The following is a 22,930-nucleotide window of genomic DNA, read 5'->3' as shown; positions in this document are numbered from 1 at the left end:
GGGTTGCTATTTTTTACAACCTGTAACTATAATAGTTACAGGTTGGTCGTATCCAATCAAAAAAATCATCATGAATGGAGATGTTTCATAATGGGTATGAAAAAAATAATTTTAGCAGGTGCTTTAGGAATCGCAGCATTATCAGGAACGAATGTACCAGGACTAGAAGTAACAAAAGCGAGTGCAGCTTCTATTGAATCGAATTTCTCGACGTTAGAAGGACGAGTAGTAGAAGTAGATAACGGTGTAATTGTCGTAAAATCTAAGCAATACGAAGGACCTGTTAGTGTATACATGGATACTTTCTCAAATGTGAAAGTAGGAGATGAGGTTAAAGCTACTGGATCTATGATGCGTAATTTTACAGAATATATGGTTGCAACTGCAATTGAAAATACAACAAACAAGTTAAGCATGCACATGAAAGAAGATGGCTCACCTGATTATGTAATTGGTGAAGTATCAAAAGTAGGAACAGACGGTGCTACTAAATATGTCGTAGTGGGGTATCCACCGTTAAACGGGAAGAAAGATATTATTGATGTTTTCTTAACAAAGGGACAAGTATTTCATGTGGGTGAGAAAGTGAAAATTGATATGAATTATGTGGGCTGGGGTGGAAGTTCTATTAATTGGAACACAGTTGATCATATCGAAAAAGTGCATGAAGTAAAAAACAACGTTGAAAATAATGACGATGTTTGGATTTGGTCTTAATTAGATTTCTGTAAATAATAAATGGATTATTCAGTACCTAGCAAATGGTCATACACATGACCATTTGCTAGGTACTTTTTTGTTTTGTATTTTTTGAGAATAAGGTATTCCTGACTAGAATATGATGTTTAAATCGGAGTAAATTTAAAAAATACAATAATGAAAGAGGTGTTTATATATGGAGCGAGATGAGAATTATTTACGAGCTAAAAAAAGAGTGGAGAATTTAAAAGCGTTTTATATTCATTTAGCATTATATATACTAGTTAACTTAATGCTTTTTTTTATAAATATAAGCTCTGATTCAAGTAAATTATGGTTTTTATATCCACTTGCAGGCTGGGGGATTGGTATCGTTATACATGGTTTGACAACTTTTTCATTCGGGATATTCGGAAAAGAGTGGGAAGAACGAAAGATTAAAGAGTATATGGAGAAAGGTAAGTAAATTTATTTTGGAATGTATGAATATAAATCTCTACAATCAAATGCTTAATGCGAAGCCTATTCTATAGCTTCGCCTATTTGTTTTGTACTCGAAGTTCATGCGAGTACGTGTTCCTATTCGGTTTTTAGCATGAATAGCATGTGAAATCAAAACTTTACTTGTAGTACATAATAAATACAGTTGTTACCCTTTTTAAATTACATGTGGATATAGAATAAAGTTGATTTATCATCCTATATGAAAATAAAAATAAAGCACTGTTCGATTTGAATATTCCACGATATAATGGTGAGAGTTTATGACAGAATAAATATTTACATAAGAAGTGAGGTACTGTATGAAAAAAAGAACGACAGACATTATTTTTATTATTATCGGTGCATTTCTTTTTGCGTTAGGTGTCAATTTGTTTGTTATCCCGAACGAGTTTGGTGAGGGCGGGGTAACAGGTATTACGATTATTACGTACTACTTATTTGAGTGGTCACCAGGTTTAGTGAATTTAATTTTAAATGCGATTTTGTTAATAGTCGGCTATAAATTTTTGAATAAAATCACAACGATTTATACGATTATCGCTGTAGTTACGAACTCGCTATTTCTTCATCTAACAGAAGGATGGACGATTGCTTCTGATGAAATGCTCGTAAATGCCATTTTCGGTGGAATATTTATCGGGTGCGGGATTGGTCTCATCATTCGCGTTGGTGGAACGACAGCAGGTACTACCATCTTAGCACGGATGACGCATAAATATTTAGGATGGAGCATTAGCTATGGTCTACTGTTCTTCGATTTAATCGTTGCGTTTTCATCTTATTTCATCATTGGTGCAGAAAAACTGATGCTGACAATTATTATGTTATATGTAGGAACGAAAGTAATGGAATTTGTAATTGAAGGTTTAAATCCGAAAAAGGCCATTACGATTATTTCGGATAAACCAGATGAAATTGCAGGGAAGGTAACAACCTTAATGGGCAGAGGAGTTACCGTGTATTCAGGTCATGGCTATTACACGAAAACGCCGAAGGACATTCTTTACGTTGTTATTAATAAGCAAGAAGTAGTGAAGCTAAAGAGGATTGTTCAAACTACAGATCCAGCTGCGTTCATTGCTATACATGATGTTCGTGACGTATTCGGAGAAGGATTTGTTGATATTTCGAAAGCTTAGAAATTATTTTTGCTTAAAATAATCTTAATACTAAAACGTGAGAATCTATTTTGAATAATCTTTTTTCAAAATAGATTCTTTTTTAATTAAACGCCATTCACTTTTAGTTCAACTTTTTGCGTTCTAATGGAAACGGCCGATAAAGCGCTCCAGTCTGTTTTTTAATTTTGAAATGTGAGAGTTGAATTACAATGGATTATATGTGATTGTTTAATCTACTCCCCATGAGTTCCGCCATTTGTTTTGCATCTGGATTTTCTTCATCGTACAATTTTTCAATAATATTAATATAATCCGTCTCATTTCGATTTTGACTTAATTTATATGCAGCCTGAATGTCTCCTACTTTAATTTTAAACCCAACTATGCCCTTCAGTTCATTTTCTAAGAGAGTGGGGGAAAGTTTATCCCATAATACTGGATTTTCACGATGCTCTTCATATTTTTTCAGCATTGTGGTTAATTCATCTATTAATTCCTCTTTATGTAAAATACTTGCTTTACCATATATATGGACGGCTTGATAATTCCATGTTGGAACTTCTGCATGTTCATACCAAGAAGAAGAGATGTAAGAGTGTGGTCCTTGAAATATTACAAGAACATCTTCACAAGTTTCAAATGTTCTCCACTGAGGATTCCCATAAGCCATATGTCCAGTAATAAAATAGTCATCACCTTTTTTAGTTAATCCAAAAGGCAAATGAGTTGCGATTGGTTTTTCTTTTTTTGTTGTGACGATTGTTCCAAAAGAGTTTTTTTGAACAAAATCCCAAATTTCATCAACATTTGTGACTTTAAAATACTTTGGAATATACATAATAGCCCACCTTTCAAAAAAAGTTATATGAGTGTTTTAATCATGATAAGGTCAACTTGTTCGTCATCGCCCATGTAAAAGGAATGAGAGCCAGCTTGTACAAAACCTAACTTCTTATAAAAAGCAATAGCATTTTCATTTTTCTCCCATACGCCTAGCCAAATATTCTTTTTATTATGTTCTATTGCAATTTCAATAGCATTATTTAGTAGATATTTACCAAGACCATGTTTTTGAAAGGAGCTCTTTATATAAATTCTCTCTACTTCAAGTGATTCATTGCCCATTTCTTCAGACTGAGCATCATCAATATTGACCTTTAAATATCCAGCAATTTCATCGTTAAAGTAGACAAAAAAGAATTGAGAAGAGACATTGGATAATTCTTTTTCTAATTGTTTTAAGTTAAATGCCTTTTCCAAATAGTGATTCATATTTTCGGGTGAATTCTGATGTTTAAAAGTCTCATTAAATGTTTCATAACTAATTTCTTGAAGTCTGTGTATATCTTTAAGGGTGCACTTTTCTGTATGTGTAGTCATTTGAATAGTTCGCTCCTTTATATAATCAATAATTTCTCTTATTTCCCTTTTTTACAAATTCCCAATCTTTTTCTATATTTTTTCTTACTCTTTGAAGGAGGTTAGAAATAGTTTCCGCTTCTGTTTCCGAAAATCCCTCTAATGCAACAGTATTTGAATAATCGTTTTCTCTTTTAATAAAAGGATAGACGTTTTTCCCTTTTTCTGTTGGGAAAAGTTTTTTGATTTTCTTGTTAGATTCATCTTCTTTCTTTTCGATAAATCCATTGATTTCAAGCTTTTTGATAGCACGGGCTGCGGTTGTACGATCTACTTTTATCATCTCAGATAGCTTTTCTTGAATGATTCCTGGGTTTTCACATATTCGCACAAGATACAAATACTGACCTTTTGTAAGCTCATATTCTTTAAATTCTATATTACTGATAGAATCTAACGCCCTTGCAATCATGCCAATTTCACGAAGAATTTCTTTCATAATGAACTCCTTATCTTTTATTTTTGTTGCAAATGCAACAATTCGAAGTTACATTTAATATAAAATATTTTTATTGTAAATGCAACAAAAATAACGATGAAGAGGTTGATTAAAATGAAGTATATTTTTTATGTATTAGGAATTTTAATATTAACCCTTGGTATTTCTTTTACAATACAATCAGATCTTGGAACGTCACCTTTTGATGCACTTTTAGTAGGACTTTCTTTAAATGTGGGACTTACTGTGGGAAGCTGGGAAATAATAATAGCTTTATTATTAATATGTTGTAACTCAATTTTAAAAAGACATAGACCAGAGATAATAGGGTTGTTAACAGCATTCATCACGGGTATTGGTATTGATGTGTGGCTATTTTTATTACGCAATTTAATTACACCAGAAATATGGTACAGTAAAATGATTTATTTTGGAATTGGCTTAGTTATTACAGGATTAGGAACTGCGATATATTTACAAACAAATTTTGCTCCCATTCCAATTGACCGATTAACTTTAATCATACAAGAATTAACGAGAACGAATATCTTTATATCGCGAACATGTATTTACCTTATATTCTTAATAATGGCAACGATTTTACATGGACCAATTGGTATTGGAACTATATTAACCGTTTGTTTAGGTGGGCTATTACTGAATTTCTTTATGCCACTTACTAAAAAAGTATTAGATCACTTATTCGTACACCAGAGTACATCACCAAGTTATAAGAGTAATAAAGCAGCTGACCACAATGATAACAAGAGTATCTTCTAAGGAATCCTTTTCTTTTTCTTGCAAAAAATCCAATTGTTTCTTAATGTAGTGATGTAGAAGGATGAATAAGAGAGGGTTTAATGAAGATGATACATATTTTATTAGCTGATGATGATAAGCATATTAGAGAGTTGTTACGTTATCATTTACAAAAAGAGGGGTTTACAGTTTTTGAAGCAGAAGATGGAAAGGTAGCGCAAGAAGTATTAGAGAAGGAAAATATTCATCTTGCGATCGTAGACATTATGATGCCGTTCGTTGATGGCTATACGTTATGTGAAGAAATTCGTAAGTATCATGATATTCCTGTTATTTTATTAACAGCAAAGGATCAGTTAGTCGATAAAGAAAGAGGATTTATTTCTGGTACAGACGATTATATCGTAAAACCATTTGAACCAGCTGAAGTCATTTTCCGTATGAAAGCTTTATTGCGCCGTTATCAAATGCTGAGTGCGGACATAATTACACTTCACGGGACGACAATTGATCGTAAAGGTGTTGAAGTAAAGTGTAACGGGCAGACGATTTTGCTTCCATTAAAGGAATTTGAATTATTATCACAATTAGCTAGTTATCCTGGGAGAACATTTTCAAGAGAAGAGTTAATTGAGCTAGTATGGGGAATGGATTTTGAAGGGGATGAACGAACGGTTGACGTTCATGTGAAAAGGCTCCGAGATCGTTTCTCAAAACGAACGGATGATTTTCAAATTACAACAGTGCGCGGACTCGGTTATAAGTTGGAGCTGAAATAAGATGAAATCACTATATTCTAGATTTGTATTTATGACAGTCGGTATTATGCTACTCAGTAGTATTATCGGCTTTTTATTAACGAACGTATATTATCAAGTGAAGTTAAAACCGTATAATAGTGAAAAGATTTTAAAGTATGCGGAAGAAGTTAAATCGTTATATGAAAAGCAAAGCGAAGAAAATCAAGAGGCGTACTTACAATCTATTGCGAAGCTAGGGTATGAAATTTATATTGTCGATGATCAAAAGAATGGAAAGCGTATCGGCAATGCGTTTCGTAAGACGTCTATTAGTGATGATACCGTTCATAAAGTATTGCAAGGGGAAACGTTTAATGGTGTTTCTACATATCCGACTCGTCTATTTATTACTGGTTTTTTCGATAATGAATTAATAAATAGTGTCGGTGTACCGGTAAAGCACGGTGATAAACAGTACGCATTATTTATTCGTCCTGACATTCAAAACCAATTTGGCGAGATGCGAATTTTCTTAGCGGTATTACTTGGGTTTATCGTACTATTAAGTATTATCTTTATAGCGATTGCAGCAGGTTACATCGTTCGTCCCATTCGTAAATTTACGAATGCTACGCAAAAAATTGCGAGTGGGGAATATGAAATTGAATTAGATGTAAAACGAAAAGATGAAATAGGAACGTTATCTACAAGCTTCCAAAAGATGACGAAAAGTATTAAAGAACTCGATGAAATGAGACAAGAATTCGTTTCGAACGTTTCACATGAATTCCAGTCACCGCTTTCTTCCATACAAGGATTTTCGAAGACATTACAAACAGAAAAGATGAGCGTGGAAGAAAGAAACCATTACTTACAAATTATTGAGGGCGAAAGTAAGCGAATGTCTAGTTTATGTAAACAGTTACTTACGCTAGCGTCATTAGATAAAGAAGAGAAAGTTTTACAAATAAAAGAATTCAATTTGCAGAAGCAAATTAAAGACGTCATTTTTATGCTCGAATGGAAATGGCGTGAGAAAGATATCGCCGTTGAATTTGATGTGCCAGATATCACTATAAAAGGTGATGAAAACTTACTTCATCAAGTATGGAGTAATATCTTTACGAATAGCATTAAATTTTCAAACGACGGTGGGACCATTGAGTTTTTTGTCGAAGAGTTAGAGTCTAGCGTTATAATCTCGATATCCGATAACGGAATCGGCATGGAAAAAGAAGAAATGGATCGTATTTTTGATCGTTTTTATAAGGTGGATACAGCAAGGGCAAGAAACGTAGAAGGTAGCGGTTTAGGATTGTCGATTGTGCAGAAGATTGTTGAACTGCATAACGGAACTGTTTCAGTTTATAGCACGAAAGGGGAAGGGACGACTGTTCGGGTGGAGCTTCCAAAATAGAGGGAAGAGGCTGTTTGGGAACGGCCTCTTCTTTTTTGTTGCTAGTGTACATGTAAAATGAAAAAATGTGAGTCATTTTAATTACATAATCGGACGAGTTTGTGGAGTGAGACTAGGAGGGAATTTATTTGAAAATGTAGAATCTCTACAGAGTTATAGAGAGTGTATTAAAACTTGAACTGTGTAGGGAGGAAATTACTTTGAAACGAATTGACTTGTTATTAAACACATTAGATTCAACATTCGATAAAGAGAGTTGGTATGCACCGTTTAAACATGCTATAGAAGGACTTACAGCCGAACAGGCTATGTGGAAACCACCTAGTGAGGAAACGAATACCATTTGGGAGAACGTTAATCATCTTATTTACTATAAAGAGAGGCTTGCTGCAAATTTGGAAGGCCGGGAATGGACAAATAATCTTGACGGTAATGACACTTTTTATCTTACTAAGCAATCTAATGATGATATGGAATGGAAGAAAGTCGTTGAACGTTCTGAAGATGCTCAACATAATTTAAGACAAGTATTAAGTGCAATTTCCGAAAGAGAGCTTGAGCAAAATTCACTAGAAGGAAAATTACTGGACATCTTGCTTCATGATGCTTATCATACAGGACAAATTATTCAATTAAGGAAAATGCAAGGGTCTTGGCCATCAAAGCGTTAACTGAACGTTTTAGTTGGTGTTATTGTTGAATAAAATTTAGATATTCAAATGACTTTATTTTTAGTGAAGTATTTTACATCCAAAATGAAATAATTATATTTTTAACCCCGTCCTCAATTTAGAACGGGGTTATATTTGTTCCTGCTATAAAGCCGCACCTTTCCCGCGCTCTTCCTTAAACCGAACACCAAAAGTATCCGCTGTAATTTCATCAGCTTTCGGCAATGCTCGTAATTTCGGATGGAGTAGCCATACGAGAGAAATAAATAAAATCCCGATGCTAGCGAATGCAAAAATGAGTTGGCTACTAAATACATTTGCAGCATATCCGCCAATTAAAGAACCGAACGGCATAGCAATTGTGCCCATACTTCGCATAACTGAGTTGATGCGTCCAATATATCGATTTGGAATTAAAATTTGACTAATTGTCGCAAATAATATGTTGGTTGCACCAATTGGAATCCAAGATAGGCCGAATAAGAAAATAGATAACCATTGAAACGGTACAACCGTAGAGAGAAACCAAAAGATAGCACCAGTCGCAAAGCTAATAATAGATGCGCGGCCAACGTTACGTTTGCCAACCCATGAACTGAATAAAGCACCAATCAGACTACCTGCTGATATAGCAGCTAAGAAGAATCCGTATGATTTCACGCCTCCTAAAGAATCAGCGAAAGAAGGGAGTATGGCCATCGTCATACCGATAGAAAAATTGGCAACAACTGAACCGATTAAGAATACGCTCATTAAGGAACGAAAGACGATTGAAAAACCTTCTTTTAAATCAGAGAAATATTGTTTAGTTGAAAGTGATGTGTTTGCTGCAGTTTGCTGTGGCATTTTCAATGAAAAGAACAAAAGGGCAGTAATCGCGAATGTGAAAGAGTCAATTACATATAAAGAGATTGCGCCAAGTAGTGCTACTAATATTCCAGAAAGAGTCGTACAAATTAAATCGATGCCTTGATACGCAAATGAGAAGAGTGAGTTTCCTTTTAATAATTGTGTTTTATGCAGTAGAAGTGGTAAAGCTTTTGACTGTGCAGGATAGGCGAATTGTTCGATAAAGGCTACGATGGGCATGATGATGAGTAGTAGTTGGACTGTTAATAGGTCGAAGTAGTGTGTAATAGGAATGATTAATATAAGAATGCATTGCAAAACTTGTGTGATGACGAGAGTGTTTTTAATTGGCCATCTATCAACGAATGGGCCGGTAAGAAATTGTAATGCAGAAGGTAGTAACGTAAGGAAACCAGCCAATCCAGAATAAAAAGGATTACCACTTAGCTTATATACGAGCCACATTGCTGCTACGTAATATAAGCTATCTCCTATGTTGGTGAAAATTCTCCCTAAAAATAATAAGAGGAAATTCCGGTTTTTTAATATGTCCACTTTATCTACTCCTTTATAATAAATTTATTCGGTAAAATAAATTTGACCGTTTATCCCGCATTAACGGGCAGTAAGACCTCCATCTCAAAATTCAGCGAAAGCAAAGAAATTAGGTGGGGGTCGGGCTGCCCGTAAAAGCCCGATTGGTTCAACTAATAATCGGTGGGGGATGAACAAAACCCCACTGATTAAAGTTTCACTTTATGTAAAAAAAATCGTATTACGATTTTTCTTCTTTAATAAATTGCTGCATTGTTCTCTCTGCGATTTGAAGTGCAGTAGTAGAAATATAATAAGGTTTACTATTCGGATCTTTATCTGCACCTTTTGTGATTTCGTTTAATTCAGACATTAATTCATAAAACTTTTTTACCCACACTTGAAATTGTTCTGGCGTAGCATCAAACTCCCAGCAAGATGAAACGTAATTCCACTCAGCCGGGTCTTCACTTTCTTTTCTTAATGTAAAAGCTTCTTCGGGTGCAGCAAGAATATGACTTTTCGTTCTTTCCGTCATTTGTAAAAAGATTTGGCGACCTGATTCACTTACTATTTCTAAATGAGGTAATAGTTCGGCAGCAGGGGTAAAGCCTCTAGCGACAGATTGATAAAATTTTTGAACGATGCCATTTTTTTCTTCTGTATATACGATTTCTATAAAGCCATTTTTCTCTAATTCTTTTAAATGATAATGAATTTTCGCCCTTGAAATGCCGAATTTTTCAGATAGTAGTTGTCCTGTATAAGGACGTTCACATAGACGCATCATCATTTCGACACGTAGTGGATCGCTCATTGCTTTTAGTTGGCTATAAGTAGTTAGTGTGAACATGGGCTTCAAAATGATCAACTCCTTGAATAAAATTACTCGGTCAATATTATTTGACTGAATTGTATCAAGGATTCTATTTATTTTCAATACTTTCTGAAAATTTAATCTTTCCTCTGTAATCTTCTGTTCATATTCCGTTCATATTTCTTTTTTATGATAAGTGCATAGAAAGAAAGAGGAAGGAGCGAGCGAAATGTTTTTAGCTCTGCGTGAATTGAAACAATCAAAATTAAGATACGGATTAATCGGACTTATCATGGTTTTATTATCATTTTTAGTCCTGGTTATTTCAGGATTAGCAAATGGATTATCATATGATAATGCTTCATCGATTCAAAATATGGAGGCAAATAAGTTCGTTTTAGCAGATGATGCGGAAAATAAATTACTTCGTTCACAAATTAAGAAAGACGATGTAGATAACGTAGTAAGTCAAGTAGGCGAGAAAGAGGCTGTTCCGTTTCGTGTGAAAGTTTCAACATATGAAAAGAAAGATAGTTCGAAAAAGGTTGATATCGCTATTTTCTCAAGTGAACGCGATACATTTTTAGAACCGAACATTATAAAAGGTGAGAAATTAAGTACAGCAAATAACGAAATGGTTGCTGACGAATCAATTAAAGAAAAAGGAATCGATATTGGGGATACAATTATCGATCCTGTTTCAAAGAAAGAATTTAAAATCGTCGGATTTACGAAAGATCAAATGTTTAGCCATACACCAGTCGTTTATGTAAATGAAGACGTATGGGGGTCTATTTCACAACCGAACCAAAAAGATTATAGTGCAATTGCGCTGAATACAGATAAAGAAATTAAAAATACTCACGTTATTGATAAAGAAGAAGTACTGCAAAGTATTCCAGGGTTTAAAGAAGAGCAAGGAACGTTAACGATGATCATTGCATTCTTACTTGTAATCGCTGCTTTATTAATCGGTGTATTCTTCTACGTCATTACACTGCAAAAAACACAGCAATTAGGTGTATTAAAAGCAATCGGTACAAAGAACTCGTATTTAGCAAATAGCTTAGTCGTGCAGGCGTTATTCTTATCAGTCGTTGCGATGATAATTAGCATCGTTCTTGTACAAGGATTAGAACAAATTTTACCAACAGGTATGCCGTTCTTATTAACAACACCGATGATTGCACAATATGCAGCAATCTTTATCGTCATTAGTATTTTAGGAACACTTATTTCGTTATACCAAGTATTAAAAGTTGATGCGCTAGAAGCAATTGGAGGCGGGATGTAATGACTTCATTATTAAAACTAGACAAAGTAAGTAAAGTGTACGGGGAAGGGAATACGGAAGTAACAGCCCTTCATCCGATATCGCTTGATGTAAAAGCTGGAGAATTTATCGGAATCGTCGGTCCTTCTGGATCAGGGAAAAGTACGTTATTATCAATCGCGGGTGCACTATTATCACCGTCAAAAGGGGATATTTACATTCGTGAGCAAAATATTACGAAGTTATCAGAAAAGGAAATGACAGACATTCGTTTGAAAAAAATCGGCTTCATTTTCCAGTTTGCAAACCTTGTTCCATATTTAAATGTGAAGGAACAGTTACTTTACATTGCTAAGCTGAAAAAAGAAAGTAAACAAGAATCAGAAAAGCGTGCGAATCATTTATTAGCGGCATTTGGATTAGGAGAAAGAAAAAATCATTATCCAAATCAACTATCTGGTGGGGAAAAACAAAGGGTAGCAATTGCTCGTGCGTTCATGAACAACCCAGATTTAATATTAGCGGATGAGCCAACGGCAAGCTTAGACTCAAAACGCGCACGTGAAGTTGTGGAAATGATGAAACGTGAAGTGAAAGAGAGCCAAAAAGCAGCAATTATGATTACACATGATGAAAGAATGCTTGATGTATGTGATCGTATATTGACGCTAAGAGATGGACAATTAATATAAAGAAAAAGGGCCAACCGTACATGCGGTTGGCCTTTGTATAATTATTTCTAATAAGTATAATGGCTTTATTTTGAGAATAACGTTTTAATTTTATTGCGCGCAACTAATAAAACGCCGCCTAAAACAGATAACATACCTAAAGCCATATTATTTGATTGCTCACTACCAGCGTTAGGGAGTTCTCTAGCATTATTGTTTGCATTTGTAGTACCAGTCTTTGTTTCTGTTTGTTTCGATTGAGATACTTCGTTGATCTTGTTATCTACATTTTGCTTTGTTGTGTGTAACTCAGCTAATTTGTCATCAATTTTTTTCTCAGTATGTTTAAAGTCGTTGATTTTAATATCTAAGTCTTGTTTTTTCTTTGATAAATCGTCTGAAACAGTTTGTTTCGATTGCTTAATCTCGTTAATTTTATTGATTAAATTTTGTCTAGCTTCTTGTAATGCAGCAAGTTTGTTTTTTACATCTTGTTTAGCTAGTTCTAAGTTAGCGGAAAGGCTATCTAAATTACCTTTAATTTTCTTAAGTTCCTCTAACGTGTTACCAGTATTCGGTTTGTTTTCTTTTAGCTCAGCAAGTTTGTCCTCAGCAGTTTGTTTCGCTTTCTTTAACTCAGCTAACTTTTCATCGACTTGTTTTTTAACTTCCTTAAGTTCATTAACCTTTTGATCAATGTTCTCTTTATGCTGCTTAATTTCATTCACTTTTTCATCGACAGTTTGTTTATGTTCTTTAATCTCATTAACCTTATTATCGATATTTTGCTTATGTTTTTTCACTTCAGCAACTTTATCTTCTACTTGTTTTTTATGCTCTTTTATTTCAGCGATTTTATCTTCGGCGATTTGCTTGTCTTGCTGAAGTTTTGCATCGAACTCTTCTTTACGTTGCTTAATTTCGTTAATTTTTTCATCGGCAACTTGTTTACGCTCGTGTAGTTCATTCACCTTCGTATCAACATTTTCCTTAACTTTGTTAAGTTCATTCAATGTTTGATCCACGTTTTCTTTGTGTTGCTGCAATTTCGCATCTAACTCTTGTTTATGTTGTTTAATTTCAGCTAATCGATCTCCCGTACTTTGCTGAGGAGTAGCATCAGTTACTTCCGCATGAGTAGAGTTTGCGCCAGCAATCATTGCTAAAGCTAGTGTAGACGCAGCGATTGTTTGTTTTGTTTTCATATTTTTGTACCTCTTTTCTTTCATATGCATGAACTGTTTTGTGTAAAAATGAGCATATAGAAGTAGATTATCTTATCATTATATACTATGTTAGGCGCTTAGAGGAAGGATTTGCATAATAATCTATCATTATGTAATTCTTATAGTCTCTTATTTTGGAGTAGGGGACAAATCTTTAGCAAGATGAACAATTTCTTCAATAGTAAAGCTTACATCTTTACTATTGCGAATAACAAACAAATAATCAGCCTCGTTTTCTACAGGATCTACGACATCATCGTGAAGTGATTCAGTTTGTTGTCGATCAAGTACTTCTTTGAAACTAGCATATCCACCTCTAAAAATATTTGTACTTCGCGTGCTTCGAGCCACTCTTTCATAAAGTACATCATCTGGAATGTCAAAATGAACGAGTATACGTACATATTCATTTTGTGGAAATAATTCGTTTAGTAAATATAACCTTCCGTTTTTACTGCGATTGGAGTTAATAATAATAAGGTGTAAATTTGTATGTTCTTTTGCATAATCAACAATGAATTTCGAAAGACCGTGCTTAAATGTATTAGGGCCTTCAGCCGGCTGTAATTTTTCGTAATGCGTGTTAATAAATTCAGCTTGGTTATCTTGATCCATAACGAAAGAGTGGGGTAACTCTTTTTCTAAAGCTTTTGCAAATGTAGTTTTTCCGCTGTGTGTTTTTCCTACTGTAATAATGACGAATCGTTTCATATTGGCCTCCATGTGTATTGTTATAGTCTGGAATATTCTGTGTGAATCGACAATTTTCCTGCTAGAGAATATACAAAGTGTCGGAGTGATAGTAGGCTAAAAACTTGACAAAAAAACTTATTTACGCTATAATTTACCAATATAAAAATAAAGTGTATAATAGGGTTCTCCTGGCCAGGGGAACCCTATTTTGTTGTGAAAATGAAGGAGTGTATGTGCGTGAAAAAAGGTGAAGCAAGTGTAACGTCGTTAGTATCAGCTTTCGGAAGGGCATATCATAGAAGAAATGAAACATTAACCCAAATTAGAGTAGGGTATGATCTATAATGATTACCTTATCCTTTTCTTGTTTTATTGTTATAGTATCAAAAACACTTCGTATAGATTCAGACTTTGTTTTGTCGTCTATTAAGTGCCAAACACTTTCCAATTGTCTTATTTTATCCTGAATAAAATCAGCAGAAGCACTTTCCTTATATGATGTCAACTCACTTTTTAATTGCTCTTTTTCGTTAAGAAGTGAGTTCATTTTTTCATTGTATTTACTTTTAGTAATATCTCCTTCGATATATAAATCACTCAATCTTTCTATCTTACTGTCCAAGTGTTTCAGTTTATGCTCTATATCACTTTTAATATCTCCGGATTCTAGTTTTATTGTAGTATTCTCAAAAGACCCTGAAATGTATTTAGCAAAAGCTATATCAACTTGTTCGGCTCTAATTCGCTTTCTGTTAGTGCAATTATCGTTTTCTCGTCCATAATTACAACGATAGTAACGATAATAAAAATCGCCATATTTAGCTCTATCGCCACTCATCGCCCGTTGACATTCGGGGCAAAGCGCAACCCCACTAAACGGGTAATAAGATTCGCTTCTCGATCTTGTCTGTGCGTTATTCCGTTTCGTTAATATTTTTTGAGTTGTCTTAAATTCTTCTTCGCTTATTATAGGTATGTAACCATCATTCTTGATTGGTACCCATTTGTTATTAACCGTCATATATCCGCAATAGAAAGGGTTGTGTAGTATTCTTTTTACCGCCGACTGTCCAAAATTATTATTCCGTCTTGTTTTAATGCCCATCTTTTTCAATTCTAAGGAAATCTTAAGCAGTCCAATAGTCTTGGACAGTTCGAATATATAGCGTACTACTTCCGCTCGTTCTTCGACTATTTCAATTGATTTATTTTCGCGGTATCTATAACCGTATGGTGGATGACCTGTTGAAAAAATCCCGTTTTCTCTCATTTTTCCAAATACATCTTTTATTCGTTCTGAAATCGTCTCGCGTTCCCATTGCGCGGTTGTTCCCATCATATTTAGTATCATTCTACCTGTTGCAGAAGTGGTATCTATGGATTCTGTAGCACTTTTAAAAGCTATATCATGTTCTTTAATTGTTTCTAACATTTCATTTAAGTCTTTAACAGATCTAGTGAATCTATCTAATTTATAAACTAGTATTACATCGAATTCATCAACATTACTAAACATTTTCTTTAATGCAGGGCGATTCATATCTTTGCCGCTATAACCATCATCAACATAATCGCCAACGACTTCCCAGCCTTGAGAAGTCGCGAATGATTCTAATCTTAATTTTTGATTCTCAAGAGAGAAGCCTTTTTCAGCTTGTTCATCCGTCGAAACCCTTCTATATATAACACATTTCATCTAGTATACCCTCCTTAGATTTAATGTTCGCCGATATTCTTCTTTAACTTACCGATTATAGAAACTACGTCTTTTCTCTCGTCTAAAATAATATCTTCAAAATTAGGATTTTCAGAAACTAATTTAATTATATTCCCTTCGCGATATACACGTTTCAACATTGCTTCATCATTAACCATTACAGCAGCAATTTCACCGTTTTCAACGATAGCTTGTCGTCTAATTAATAGTAAACTTCCGTCAACGACTCCGGCATTAATCATAGAGTCTCCTTTAGCTAATAAGTAGAAGTGATCTCCACCATTTATCCAACTAGAAGGTGTATCTAAGTATCCTTTGATATCTTGTAACGCTAATAGTCCGTTACCACAACAAACTTCACCGTAAATAGGTAACTTCTCGACTCCGGATAGTTCAATAACTTCGGAATTAAGATCGACGAGCTTAGATTTAGTTGTTCCTAAAGCTTCCGATATTTTCTGTAATGCAACCATAGGAATAGTAGTTTTTCCATTAACGTAATCGGATAATGTACTCCTAGCGATGCCAGTTAATACTGATAAGTCAGTTTGTCTCATCTTTTTCTTTTTCATGATTTTCTTAATATTTTCAGCTATTTTGATAGCATCTTGTTCTTCTTTTGCAGTTTTGAATTTTCTTGGCATATTTTTTCTCTCCCTTGTGGTATGTCGCTTCCTTATTATATACATACGCGTTGTAGAAAATCAACAGTTTTTTAAATAAAATCGGATTTTTTCTGTTGATTTCCGATACTTTCTATACTATAATAATCAATGTAGGGCAGGAAACAATCACCAAATAAAAGTATTATTTGGAACAAATAGAAAAGGTTTCAATGGGATATATTTGTATTATCGGACATACTTTATAGTTATGTCTCGGCATCAAGATATACCTATGCACTTTTTCAGTTTCGATAATTTGTTACGTTTCTATGTTTTACAATCAAATACATAAACCCTTGATATAACAGGGTTTTACAAGTTAATAGGAGGTTATTTTAATGGAGTTAACTCTTCGTTTAGCACGACAAAGGGTAGGATTTTCACAGGAGGAAGTGGCGACTTTAGTTCCTTGTAGTCCTGTAACTATCGCTAAATTTGAAAAGGATTCTAGTAAAATATCAAACGATATGGCGCACCAGCTAGCAGATATCTATTGCATTAGCCCATATGATATTTACTACGGTAGTGAATCCGAATTTATCGAAAAGGTAAAGCGAGAGTATCGGGAGTCTAGAATGCTAAGGGGAATCAGTTAACAACATTTGACGAGAAACCAACACGCGAAACATCAGAAGACCATACATCTAAGAAGAGGTGAATAACTTGAAAGACCAATTCATCACAGCATACATCGAACTCGCCAGATTGGTCGTCGTCGGTTGTACCGGCGTTCGATAGAATATTGTAATTAAATAGCATATACAGGTCATTTTTTTAATGTTATTTATCCGAATTTATTTAACAAATCCGGTGTAAAATCCGATTGTTAGTGTGGGTGGTATATCGAAATGTTGTTTTCACAGTAATGATTTTTAGAAAGGGTGTTATTGAATGGCTAATAAGTTAGGCATGACGGCAGAACAAGAACAAAGGTTTTTGGCGCCTATCATTAAATTTATACAACAAAATCCGAATCTATTTAAAAATACCGGAGGTGAACGGAATGAAGTTAGAACAGCAGGTATTACTGCAGGACTTGGAGTTGGCGAAATCACTATCGAACAAAATCCGAAATTACAAGCTAAATCAAAAGCACGTTCAACTGATGGCACGCTGGCATCGTAAGAACGGGAATCACGCTTGGGCAATCGAATGCATCAAAGAAATGGTCGAATGGCTATTAGCTGAACGTGATGCAAAGAAACAATTATCCGATCTTTACTTCAAGAAACAACAACATGAACGTACAGGAGTAGTCGTGCGGAGAATGAGAGAAATCGGAATACCCGAAAAAGTAGTCGAGGTGGTATGGAAATGATGAACAAAGATTTCGAAAAAGAATGTATGCAAGCGCGTCTTGATTTAGCTGAACGTCAAATAAAACAACGTTTGGAATACATCGAAAGAGCTAGAGTTATTCACAACGATAAGGATTTATGCAAGGTAGAAGAAGTTAATCTTTGTTTGGTTCTATCAACTATCACTGGAAAAGAAAATAAATGGATTGAATTCTAAGGAGGAAGTAGTATGGCAAACTTACACACATTAACTGGACAATGGTTACAAATTCAAGAAATGATTGACGAGGGTGCAGAAGCTGAAGTATTAACAGATACACTCGAAGCTATTGAGGAAGCTATCGAACATAAGGCGGTAAGTGTCGCTCATGTCATCAAGAACAACGAAGTTAGTATCAATGCAATCAAAGAAGAGAAAAAGCGCTTAGACGCTCGTTTGAAGTCTTATAACAATAGTAACGCTAGATTAAAAGAATACTTGCAACATTCACTTGAGTTGGCGGAAAAACAGAATATCAAAACACCGACGATGACAGTTAGCATCCGAAACAATGCACCGTCCTTATATATAGAAGAAAGTGCACAAATTCCAGCGATGTATTATAAGCATTCCGAACCAACATTGCAACGTAAAGAACTGTTAGACGCGGTTAAAAGGGGTATTCAGATTGAAGGGGTTTCGTTGCGACAAACTAAAGGGGTGTCGATTCGATGAATTTATGGCAGAAGCTAGTTGAAATCAGAAAAGATATTGATGTATTTTCGAAAGACGGTAAGTCATATGGATACACGTATGTAACGGGTTCGCAGGTGTTACACAAAATCAAACAAAAGATGGACGAGTTAGGTGTTATTTTAAGCCCTCGCATGGGTTCTCATAAGAATTGGGTTCACGAGTATAAGAATGGTAAGGGTAAAGATGTAAAAGACTTTGTAATCGAATCTGAAGGCTCTTACGTGTGGATTAATTCGGACAAACCCGAAGAACGCGAAGAAGTACCATGGAAATTCTTTGGTCAACAAGATGATGCTTCGAAAGCATTCGGATCAGCGTTAACTTATTCAGAGCGTTACTTCTTATTAAAGTTCTTCGGTGTCCCAACTGATGAAGACGACGCAGATTACAGACCAGCAAATAAACCACCTAAAGGTAATGGCGGAAATCAAGTGCATAACAGCAATGCTAATACTGGTGGGGTAGACGTAGATAAGTTACAAAAAGCTGTTCGCGCTAAGAAGTTCGCAGCATCGAAAGCGTTAAATAAATCTCTCGACGAAATCGACGCTATGTTATCAGGAAGTATCGTAGGATGGACAAGTTTCACTAAAGACCCATCGTTATTAGAACAAGCTAAAAAACTACTTGCGGATGGTGGTTACTAATGGAAACTGTAGTGAGAAGTTATTCACTTAAAGGGAAATTAAGTTACTCTAATGATAAAAGTAAAGCGATTCCTGTTACCGGAGAGACAATCACGCAACTGATAGTCAAAACTGACGCGTTAAGAGGACGTGGCTACGACTTTAAAACGAAGATTTATAAAGTTATAGAAACTAGAAGAAATGAAAACGTTGGATTAAGTAACAGATCATTAAAACCATCAAAGACAAACAATGGTGATGTCGGTGTAAGGACGAGGCTTCTTAAAGAACTCATCTATTATGAATGTATGATGGTTAAAGTAAACTAATTTAGTCCGAATCTATTGAACTAAACCGGAGGTGTGCGGAATGGAATTGTATTTCAATACAGATTTGTGCAAGGAAACTGATATTACACTGGCTTTATTAGTGGAGTATATAAGGGATACTTGCGAACTTGAGGAAAGTGAGCAAGTCGTTATAAAAACTGAAGATTTCAAGGATACATTCGGAATCAAACAAATTTCGACGGAAGCGGCTTTAAGGAGGGTAAAGGAGTACGGATTCATAAAATACAAATGGAGTCCAAAGAAATCAGAATTCAACATAACACTTTTGAAAAATCCACCTGAAGCCGATAATAACATGTTGAAGTTTCCGTGCAAGGGTCAATTTTCTCCAAAAAGAATGTTGATAAAAACCATATTGAAAGAGCATGGCGGTTGGATGAATTCCGTTGAGGTGGGACTTGCGTCTGACGGAATATTCACCAAGGATGCAGCTAACGCGGCGTTGAATGATATGGTGCGGAAAGGTGAGTTACTGAAGAAAGATGTAACGAAAGAAAGCCGCGGAGATGGAACGTGCGGGAGAAGGATTGTATTTAAATTAGTGGAGGGAGTCTGAAATGGTAGATAACAGCATTAAATTTAATTCGAGTGTAGCGTCAAAAGTAAATTCTATTCTTGTCGCGGTTATATACGAAGAATTACAGTGGTTAGCTGATGAAAATGATGTATCTGAAATTGATTACGAGTTGTTATTTGAACACTTTCCACCTGATTTTCATATCAGTTTCGTTAACATGAGAACGGCTCTATTGAGACTCCAAGAGGAAGGATACGGCGAATACACGAGGGGTAATAGAGGTAACAGAGCTAAATTTAAATTCAAGGGCGAACAGTTACCATCTGATTCGTATATCAGACAAGAATATTTCGTAACTAACGGAACGAAAAGAAAGTACATTCACGATATTGTTGACAGGGTATTCGAGAGTTTATCTGACAAAGAAAAACAAGAATCCAAGTTAGTTAGGTTGTTGTACACGATGACGAACGGCGTGATCGACGAGAACGGCATTAGATTGGCTCTTCTTAAACTCGAAAGAGAAGGGGTAATAGAATTCTATTATGGGAGTCCGAACACGTATAGAAGATACACTAAGGGGTTTAAATTTATATCTAGTGTAAATGGGAGGAAATCATGAGTTTATTAATGGATTCCAACACAATCCTACTCAAGCCGAAACTTGCTGTAAAAATAGGGATCAATGAAGCTATCGTTGTTCAACAGGTTCATTACTGGTTGGAACGTTCTAATCACGATTATGACGGTAAGAAGTGGGTATTCAACTCATTGGACAAGTGGTGTGAGCAATTCCCGTTTTGGAGCAAACGAACACTTGAGAGGATATTCAAGAAGCTAGAAGACGAAAATATATTGATTGTCGGCAACTATAACAAGCTATCATTCGACCGTACAAAGTGGTATTCGATTAACTACGATTATCTCCAAAGTGTCGGTATGCATTCCGACAAGTTGACGGGTTCTCATTCCGACAAAGTGGCGGAATCTGATACCGACAAAATGACGGGAACAATACCAGAGACTACACAAGAGATTACAAATAAGACTACTATGTGCAAAGATGCAGCTAAAGCTGATGATGTTATCAAGAAACGAAAACCGAAGAAGAATACCTATAGTGAAGAGTTTGAACAACTATGGAGTATTTATCCGAAGAAGAGAAACAAACCAAAAGCATATCAGCGGTATAAAGAAGCATTAGCAAAACATCATCCACATGAAGTTATCCTGTATGGTGTTGAGAGCTACGCAAATGAGTGTAGACAGAAGAATACTGGCATGGAATACATCAAGATGCTAGAAGGATTTCTAAACGATGAGAGGTATCTAGAGTACCGGAGAATGGATGCTAAGAAAGAGAAGAATGTTGAAAAGTTAGCTTTATTCTAAAATTTGAAATTTATAGAAAAAGTGGGTGGAGAAAATGCGTTACAAGTTATGCTTTTCAATCGATGAGGAAGACAAAGAAATATTGTTGCATTTAGGGAATGGAATCATTATTTCGTTCGCAACGTTAGACGAATATGAAGACTTTATTAAAAACATGAAGGAAATGAAAGAAGAAATTAAAGAGAGTTTGTAGCAAAAGAGTTAATGGCATGCAATTTGAATTTTATAAGAAAACGAGGGATGAAGATGAAAGGGTTATTTACAGTGCTAGTAGAAAACGGGGCAACGTTGCCGAATGTAGGGGAGGAATTATATACAAATTCACCTTTAACCAAAACTGAGTATGTAATTAAAATCACGAAAATAAAACATCTGCAATGGAATAAAAAGGGAGAGTTGATTGTGGAAGTTGAAGGAAATCGAAGTAAAGTAGTTTCTTAACAAAAGCGTTATTTTTTATAAAAACTGGAGGTCGAGTAGATGTTTGATAATAAGAAAGAACGGGAAGAGTGGATTAAAACTCTTAAGGTCGGTGACGAAGTAGCAATAAGAAATGGTAGATTTGCTCATACTCAATGGTCTATTTATAAGATTGTTAAGATTACGCCTTCAGGCAGATTTAATTTAGAACAGGGCACTGTAATTAATCCAGATGGTAGTGTTCGCGGAAATATTTATTCTTACATCCACGAGGTGACAGAAGAGATTAGAAATCATATCTGGAGAAGAAAAGCTGAAATTATGGTGTCTAAGATAGATGTGAAAAGGATATCGGATGAACAAATTATGATGATGCTAGATATATACAAGGAACAGAATAAAAGTTAAACAAAAGCGTTATTTTACACATTAATCCGAATTTATTTAACTTAACCGGAGAAAGGCGGAAAAACATGAAAGAAGGTTATTCGCAAGATGAAACAGGGTTACTCATAGTCAGGTGGTTCCCGGAGTATTGGTATGACTACACAGGTGATAGCGGCATTGACCATGAACCTGTAGAATTCTTGTACATTCCGTGTAGATATAAGTGTTGGGGGAAAGGTGTTAACAATCATGATTCATCAAATAAAAAGAAAGAGGTAATTAATATGAAAGAATTAGTATTCGTAAACAATAACAACGAGGTAGTAACAGATAGTTTGATGGTGGCTGATCATTTCAATAAGAACCACAAGGACGTTTTGAAAGCTATTAGAAATATAGTCGATACGTTAAATGGTGCTGGAATTGTTGGAGAGCGCAATTTTGCGCCATGCACTTATGAAGCTGAAAACGGAAGGAACTACAAAAAGGTTGTAATGACTAGAGATGGATTTTCAATGCTAGTCATGGGGTTCACAGGAAAAGAAGCGTTGGTGTTCAGAGCTAACTTTATTAACGAGTTCAATAGAATGGAAGACTATATCAGAAGTCAAGAAAAACCAAAGACGGCATTAGATCAGATTCAACAATTATTGCTAGAAGGCACAGTTGAGTTAAAAGAAAGAGTTGAAGTAATTGAGGATAGCGTCGAGAAGTTACAAAATACGATGACTATCGACTACGGGCAACAATTAGCAATAGAAAACGCAAAGAAACAAAGAGTCGAAAAACTTTGGGATGAACTAGAAGGTAAGACGGTTCATGATACTAAACGCAAATTGTACGCTCATTTCGGTAAAGAATTAAAACGAGTATTCGCTGTAGGTAGTTACCGAGATATTGCGGCAAAGGATTTCGAGGAAGCTATGAACTTCACTAAAGGTTGGAGACCTCAATTAGTATGAGAGTCATGAACAAAGACTTAAAACAGGC

32 protein-coding genes and 1 pseudogene are annotated in these 22,930 nt (G+C 35.1%); 24 read left to right on the top strand and 9 right to left on the bottom strand.

What is annotated here, in order from left to right; all coding sequences use genetic code 11:
- The first annotated feature begins 90 nt into the window (after positions 1-90).
- The 3 genes from PSR14_RS16650 to PSR14_RS16640 all read left to right on the top strand — a co-directional run bounded on the left by PSR14_RS16650 (position 91) and on the right by PSR14_RS16640 (position 2,342).
- The gene (locus tag PSR14_RS16650) at positions 91-717 is read left to right on the top strand and encodes an ATP F0F1 synthase subunit alpha (RefSeq protein ID WP_073540971.1); all 627 of its coding nucleotides are present in this window, start codon (positions 91-93) and stop codon (positions 715-717) included.
- 178 nt (positions 718-895) lie between these two features.
- Positions 896-1,165: a 2TM domain-containing protein gene (locus PSR14_RS16645; RefSeq protein WP_098487324.1), complete on the top strand. Its 270-nt coding sequence runs from the start codon at positions 896-898 to the stop codon at positions 1,163-1,165.
- Positions 1,166-1,502: 337 nt separating this feature from the next.
- Positions 1,503-2,342: a YitT family protein gene (locus PSR14_RS16640; RefSeq protein WP_000747496.1), complete on the top strand. Its 840-nt coding sequence runs from the start codon at positions 1,503-1,505 to the stop codon at positions 2,340-2,342.
- A gap of 196 nt (positions 2,343-2,538) precedes the next feature.
- Here PSR14_RS16640 and paiB read toward each other — a convergent pair whose 3' ends face one another.
- From paiB to PSR14_RS16625, 3 genes are read right to left on the bottom strand one after another with little or no spacing between them, the layout of a single operon-like run.
- On the bottom strand, positions 2,539-3,162 hold the full coding sequence (gene paiB / locus PSR14_RS16635; RefSeq protein WP_073540969.1) for a protease synthase/sporulation negative transcriptional regulator PaiB: 624 nt from the start codon (positions 3,160-3,162) through the stop codon (positions 2,539-2,541).
- Positions 3,163-3,185: 23 nt separating this feature from the next.
- Positions 3,186-3,704 (bottom strand): GNAT family N-acetyltransferase, encoded by a 519-nt coding sequence (locus tag PSR14_RS16630; protein WP_000207282.1) that lies wholly within the window; start codon positions 3,702-3,704, stop codon positions 3,186-3,188.
- 25 nt (positions 3,705-3,729) lie between these two features.
- On the bottom strand, positions 3,730-4,182 hold the full coding sequence (locus PSR14_RS16625; RefSeq protein ID WP_000658986.1) for a MarR family winged helix-turn-helix transcriptional regulator: 453 nt from the start codon (positions 4,180-4,182) through the stop codon (positions 3,730-3,732).
- 114 nt (positions 4,183-4,296) lie between these two features.
- On the opposite strand from PSR14_RS16625, the gene PSR14_RS16620 reads away from it, so the two are divergent.
- The 4 genes from PSR14_RS16620 (at position 4,297) to PSR14_RS16605 (ending at position 7,769) form a co-directional block, all read left to right on the top strand.
- A complete protein-coding gene (locus PSR14_RS16620; RefSeq protein ID WP_000873870.1) occupies positions 4,297-4,962 on the top strand; it encodes a YitT family protein in 666 nt (221 codons plus the stop codon).
- An 80-nt stretch (positions 4,963-5,042) separates the two neighbouring features.
- Positions 5,043-5,720 (top strand): response regulator transcription factor, encoded by a 678-nt coding sequence (locus PSR14_RS16615; protein ID WP_073540967.1) that lies wholly within the window; start codon positions 5,043-5,045, stop codon positions 5,718-5,720.
- Between the two features lies 1 nt (position 5,721).
- Complete coding sequence (locus PSR14_RS16610; RefSeq protein ID WP_000839500.1) at positions 5,722-7,098, top strand: cell wall metabolism sensor histidine kinase WalK; 1,377 nt, start codon at positions 5,722-5,724, stop codon at positions 7,096-7,098.
- Positions 7,099-7,298: 200 nt separating this feature from the next.
- Positions 7,299-7,769 (top strand): DinB family protein, encoded by a 471-nt coding sequence (locus tag PSR14_RS16605; protein WP_073540966.1) that lies wholly within the window; start codon positions 7,299-7,301, stop codon positions 7,767-7,769.
- 144 nt (positions 7,770-7,913) lie between these two features.
- Here PSR14_RS16605 and PSR14_RS16600 read toward each other — a convergent pair whose 3' ends face one another.
- Both PSR14_RS16600 and PSR14_RS16595 read right to left on the bottom strand, forming a co-directional pair.
- Complete coding sequence (locus PSR14_RS16600; protein WP_000353351.1) at positions 7,914-9,173, bottom strand: MFS transporter; 1,260 nt, start codon at positions 9,171-9,173, stop codon at positions 7,914-7,916.
- 220 nt (positions 9,174-9,393) lie between these two features.
- On the bottom strand, positions 9,394-10,014 hold the full coding sequence (locus PSR14_RS16595) for a winged helix-turn-helix domain-containing protein (protein ID WP_073540965.1): 621 nt from the start codon (positions 10,012-10,014) through the stop codon (positions 9,394-9,396).
- 184 nt (positions 10,015-10,198) lie between these two features.
- Between PSR14_RS16595 and PSR14_RS16590 the strand changes: the two genes are divergently transcribed.
- A complete protein-coding gene (locus PSR14_RS16590; RefSeq protein WP_098487323.1) occupies positions 10,199-11,263 on the top strand; it encodes an ABC transporter permease in 1,065 nt (354 codons plus the stop codon).
- A complete protein-coding gene (locus PSR14_RS16585) occupies positions 11,263-11,934 on the top strand; it encodes an ABC transporter ATP-binding protein (RefSeq protein WP_073540963.1) in 672 nt (223 codons plus the stop codon). Before PSR14_RS16590 ends, PSR14_RS16585 begins: the two co-directional genes overlap by 1 nt.
- 65 nt (positions 11,935-11,999) lie before the next feature.
- Here PSR14_RS16585 and PSR14_RS16580 read toward each other — a convergent pair whose 3' ends face one another.
- Complete coding sequence (locus PSR14_RS16580) at positions 12,000-13,118, bottom strand: LPXTG cell wall anchor domain-containing protein (protein ID WP_074604395.1); 1,119 nt, start codon at positions 13,116-13,118, stop codon at positions 12,000-12,002.
- A 150-nt stretch (positions 13,119-13,268) separates the two neighbouring features.
- Positions 13,269-13,850 carry an ATP-binding protein gene (locus tag PSR14_RS16575; RefSeq protein ID WP_406644033.1) on the bottom strand — a complete coding sequence of 194 codons (582 nt, stop codon included), beginning with the start codon at positions 13,848-13,850 and terminating at the stop codon, positions 13,269-13,271.
- Positions 13,851-14,063: 213 nt separating this feature from the next.
- Between PSR14_RS16575 and PSR14_RS16570 the strand changes: the two are divergent.
- Positions 14,064-14,129 (top strand): annotated as a pseudogene (locus PSR14_RS16570) (methyltransferase); the annotation flags it as partial.
- 25 nt (positions 14,130-14,154) lie between these two features.
- Here PSR14_RS16570 and PSR14_RS16565 read toward each other — a convergent pair.
- Entirely contained in the window at positions 14,155-15,528 is a 1,374-nt protein-coding gene (locus PSR14_RS16565; protein ID WP_262726962.1) for a recombinase family protein, read from the bottom strand.
- Between the two features lie 20 nt (positions 15,529-15,548).
- Entirely contained in the window at positions 15,549-16,193 is a 645-nt protein-coding gene (locus tag PSR14_RS16560; protein WP_262726961.1) for a LexA family transcriptional regulator, read from the bottom strand.
- Between the two features lie 359 nt (positions 16,194-16,552).
- Here PSR14_RS16560 and PSR14_RS16555 point away from each other — a divergent pair, with 359 nt between their 5' ends.
- The 14 genes from PSR14_RS16555 to PSR14_RS16490 all read left to right on the top strand — a co-directional run bounded on the left by PSR14_RS16555 (position 16,553) and on the right by PSR14_RS16490 (position 22,902).
- Positions 16,553-16,810, top strand: coding sequence for a helix-turn-helix domain-containing protein (locus tag PSR14_RS16555; RefSeq protein ID WP_262726960.1), 258 nt, complete (start codon positions 16,553-16,555; stop codon positions 16,808-16,810).
- Positions 16,811-17,105: 295 nt separating this feature from the next.
- Entirely contained in the window at positions 17,106-17,339 is a 234-nt protein-coding gene (locus tag PSR14_RS16550; RefSeq protein ID WP_262726959.1) for a hypothetical protein, read from the top strand.
- Positions 17,320-17,532 carry a hypothetical protein gene (locus PSR14_RS16545; protein WP_262726958.1) on the top strand — a complete coding sequence of 71 codons (213 nt, stop codon included), beginning with the start codon at positions 17,320-17,322 and terminating at the stop codon, positions 17,530-17,532. The genes PSR14_RS16550 and PSR14_RS16545 overlap by 20 nt, the downstream gene beginning before the upstream one ends.
- Complete coding sequence (locus PSR14_RS16540; RefSeq protein ID WP_262726957.1) at positions 17,529-17,729, top strand: hypothetical protein; 201 nt, start codon at positions 17,529-17,531, stop codon at positions 17,727-17,729. Before PSR14_RS16545 ends, PSR14_RS16540 begins: the two co-directional genes overlap by 4 nt.
- A gap of 12 nt (positions 17,730-17,741) precedes the next feature.
- Entirely contained in the window at positions 17,742-18,227 is a 486-nt protein-coding gene (locus PSR14_RS16535) for a siphovirus Gp157 family protein (protein ID WP_262726956.1), read from the top strand.
- Positions 18,224-18,895, top strand: coding sequence for an ERF family protein (locus tag PSR14_RS16530; RefSeq protein ID WP_262726955.1), 672 nt, complete (start codon positions 18,224-18,226; stop codon positions 18,893-18,895). Before PSR14_RS16535 ends, PSR14_RS16530 begins: the two co-directional genes overlap by 4 nt.
- On the top strand, positions 18,895-19,203 hold the full coding sequence (locus tag PSR14_RS16525) for a hypothetical protein (RefSeq protein ID WP_262726954.1): 309 nt from the start codon (positions 18,895-18,897) through the stop codon (positions 19,201-19,203). Before PSR14_RS16530 ends, PSR14_RS16525 begins: the two co-directional genes overlap by 1 nt.
- Positions 19,204-19,243: 40 nt before the next feature.
- Positions 19,244-19,780, top strand: a complete 537-nt coding sequence (locus PSR14_RS16520) for a hypothetical protein (protein WP_262726953.1) — start codon at positions 19,244-19,246, stop codon at positions 19,778-19,780.
- A gap of 1 nt (position 19,781) precedes the next feature.
- A complete protein-coding gene (locus PSR14_RS16515) occupies positions 19,782-20,363 on the top strand; it encodes a hypothetical protein (RefSeq protein ID WP_270792659.1) in 582 nt (193 codons plus the stop codon).
- Complete coding sequence (locus tag PSR14_RS16510; RefSeq protein WP_270792660.1) at positions 20,360-21,133, top strand: hypothetical protein; 774 nt, start codon at positions 20,360-20,362, stop codon at positions 21,131-21,133. The genes PSR14_RS16515 and PSR14_RS16510 overlap by 4 nt, the downstream gene beginning before the upstream one ends.
- Before the next feature lie 34 nt (positions 21,134-21,167).
- The gene (locus tag PSR14_RS16505) at positions 21,168-21,326 is read left to right on the top strand and encodes a hypothetical protein (RefSeq protein ID WP_262726950.1); all 159 of its coding nucleotides are present in this window, start codon (positions 21,168-21,170) and stop codon (positions 21,324-21,326) included.
- Positions 21,327-21,379: 53 nt separating this feature from the next.
- Positions 21,380-21,574: a hypothetical protein gene (locus PSR14_RS16500; RefSeq protein WP_262726949.1), complete on the top strand. Its 195-nt coding sequence runs from the start codon at positions 21,380-21,382 to the stop codon at positions 21,572-21,574.
- Between the two features lie 39 nt (positions 21,575-21,613).
- On the top strand, positions 21,614-21,961 hold the full coding sequence (locus PSR14_RS16495; protein WP_262726948.1) for a hypothetical protein: 348 nt from the start codon (positions 21,614-21,616) through the stop codon (positions 21,959-21,961).
- 65 nt (positions 21,962-22,026) lie between these two features.
- The gene (locus PSR14_RS16490; protein ID WP_262726947.1) at positions 22,027-22,902 is read left to right on the top strand and encodes a Rha family transcriptional regulator; all 876 of its coding nucleotides are present in this window, start codon (positions 22,027-22,029) and stop codon (positions 22,900-22,902) included.
- Positions 22,903-22,930 lie beyond the last annotated feature (28 nt).

The sequence above is a fragment of the Bacillus sp. A01H genome, assembly GCF_045277205.1.
Classification (GTDB): domain Bacteria; phylum Bacillota; class Bacilli; order Bacillales; family Bacillaceae_G; genus Bacillus_A; species Bacillus_A paranthracis.
This window is presented reverse-complemented; position numbering and strand designations above follow the sequence as displayed.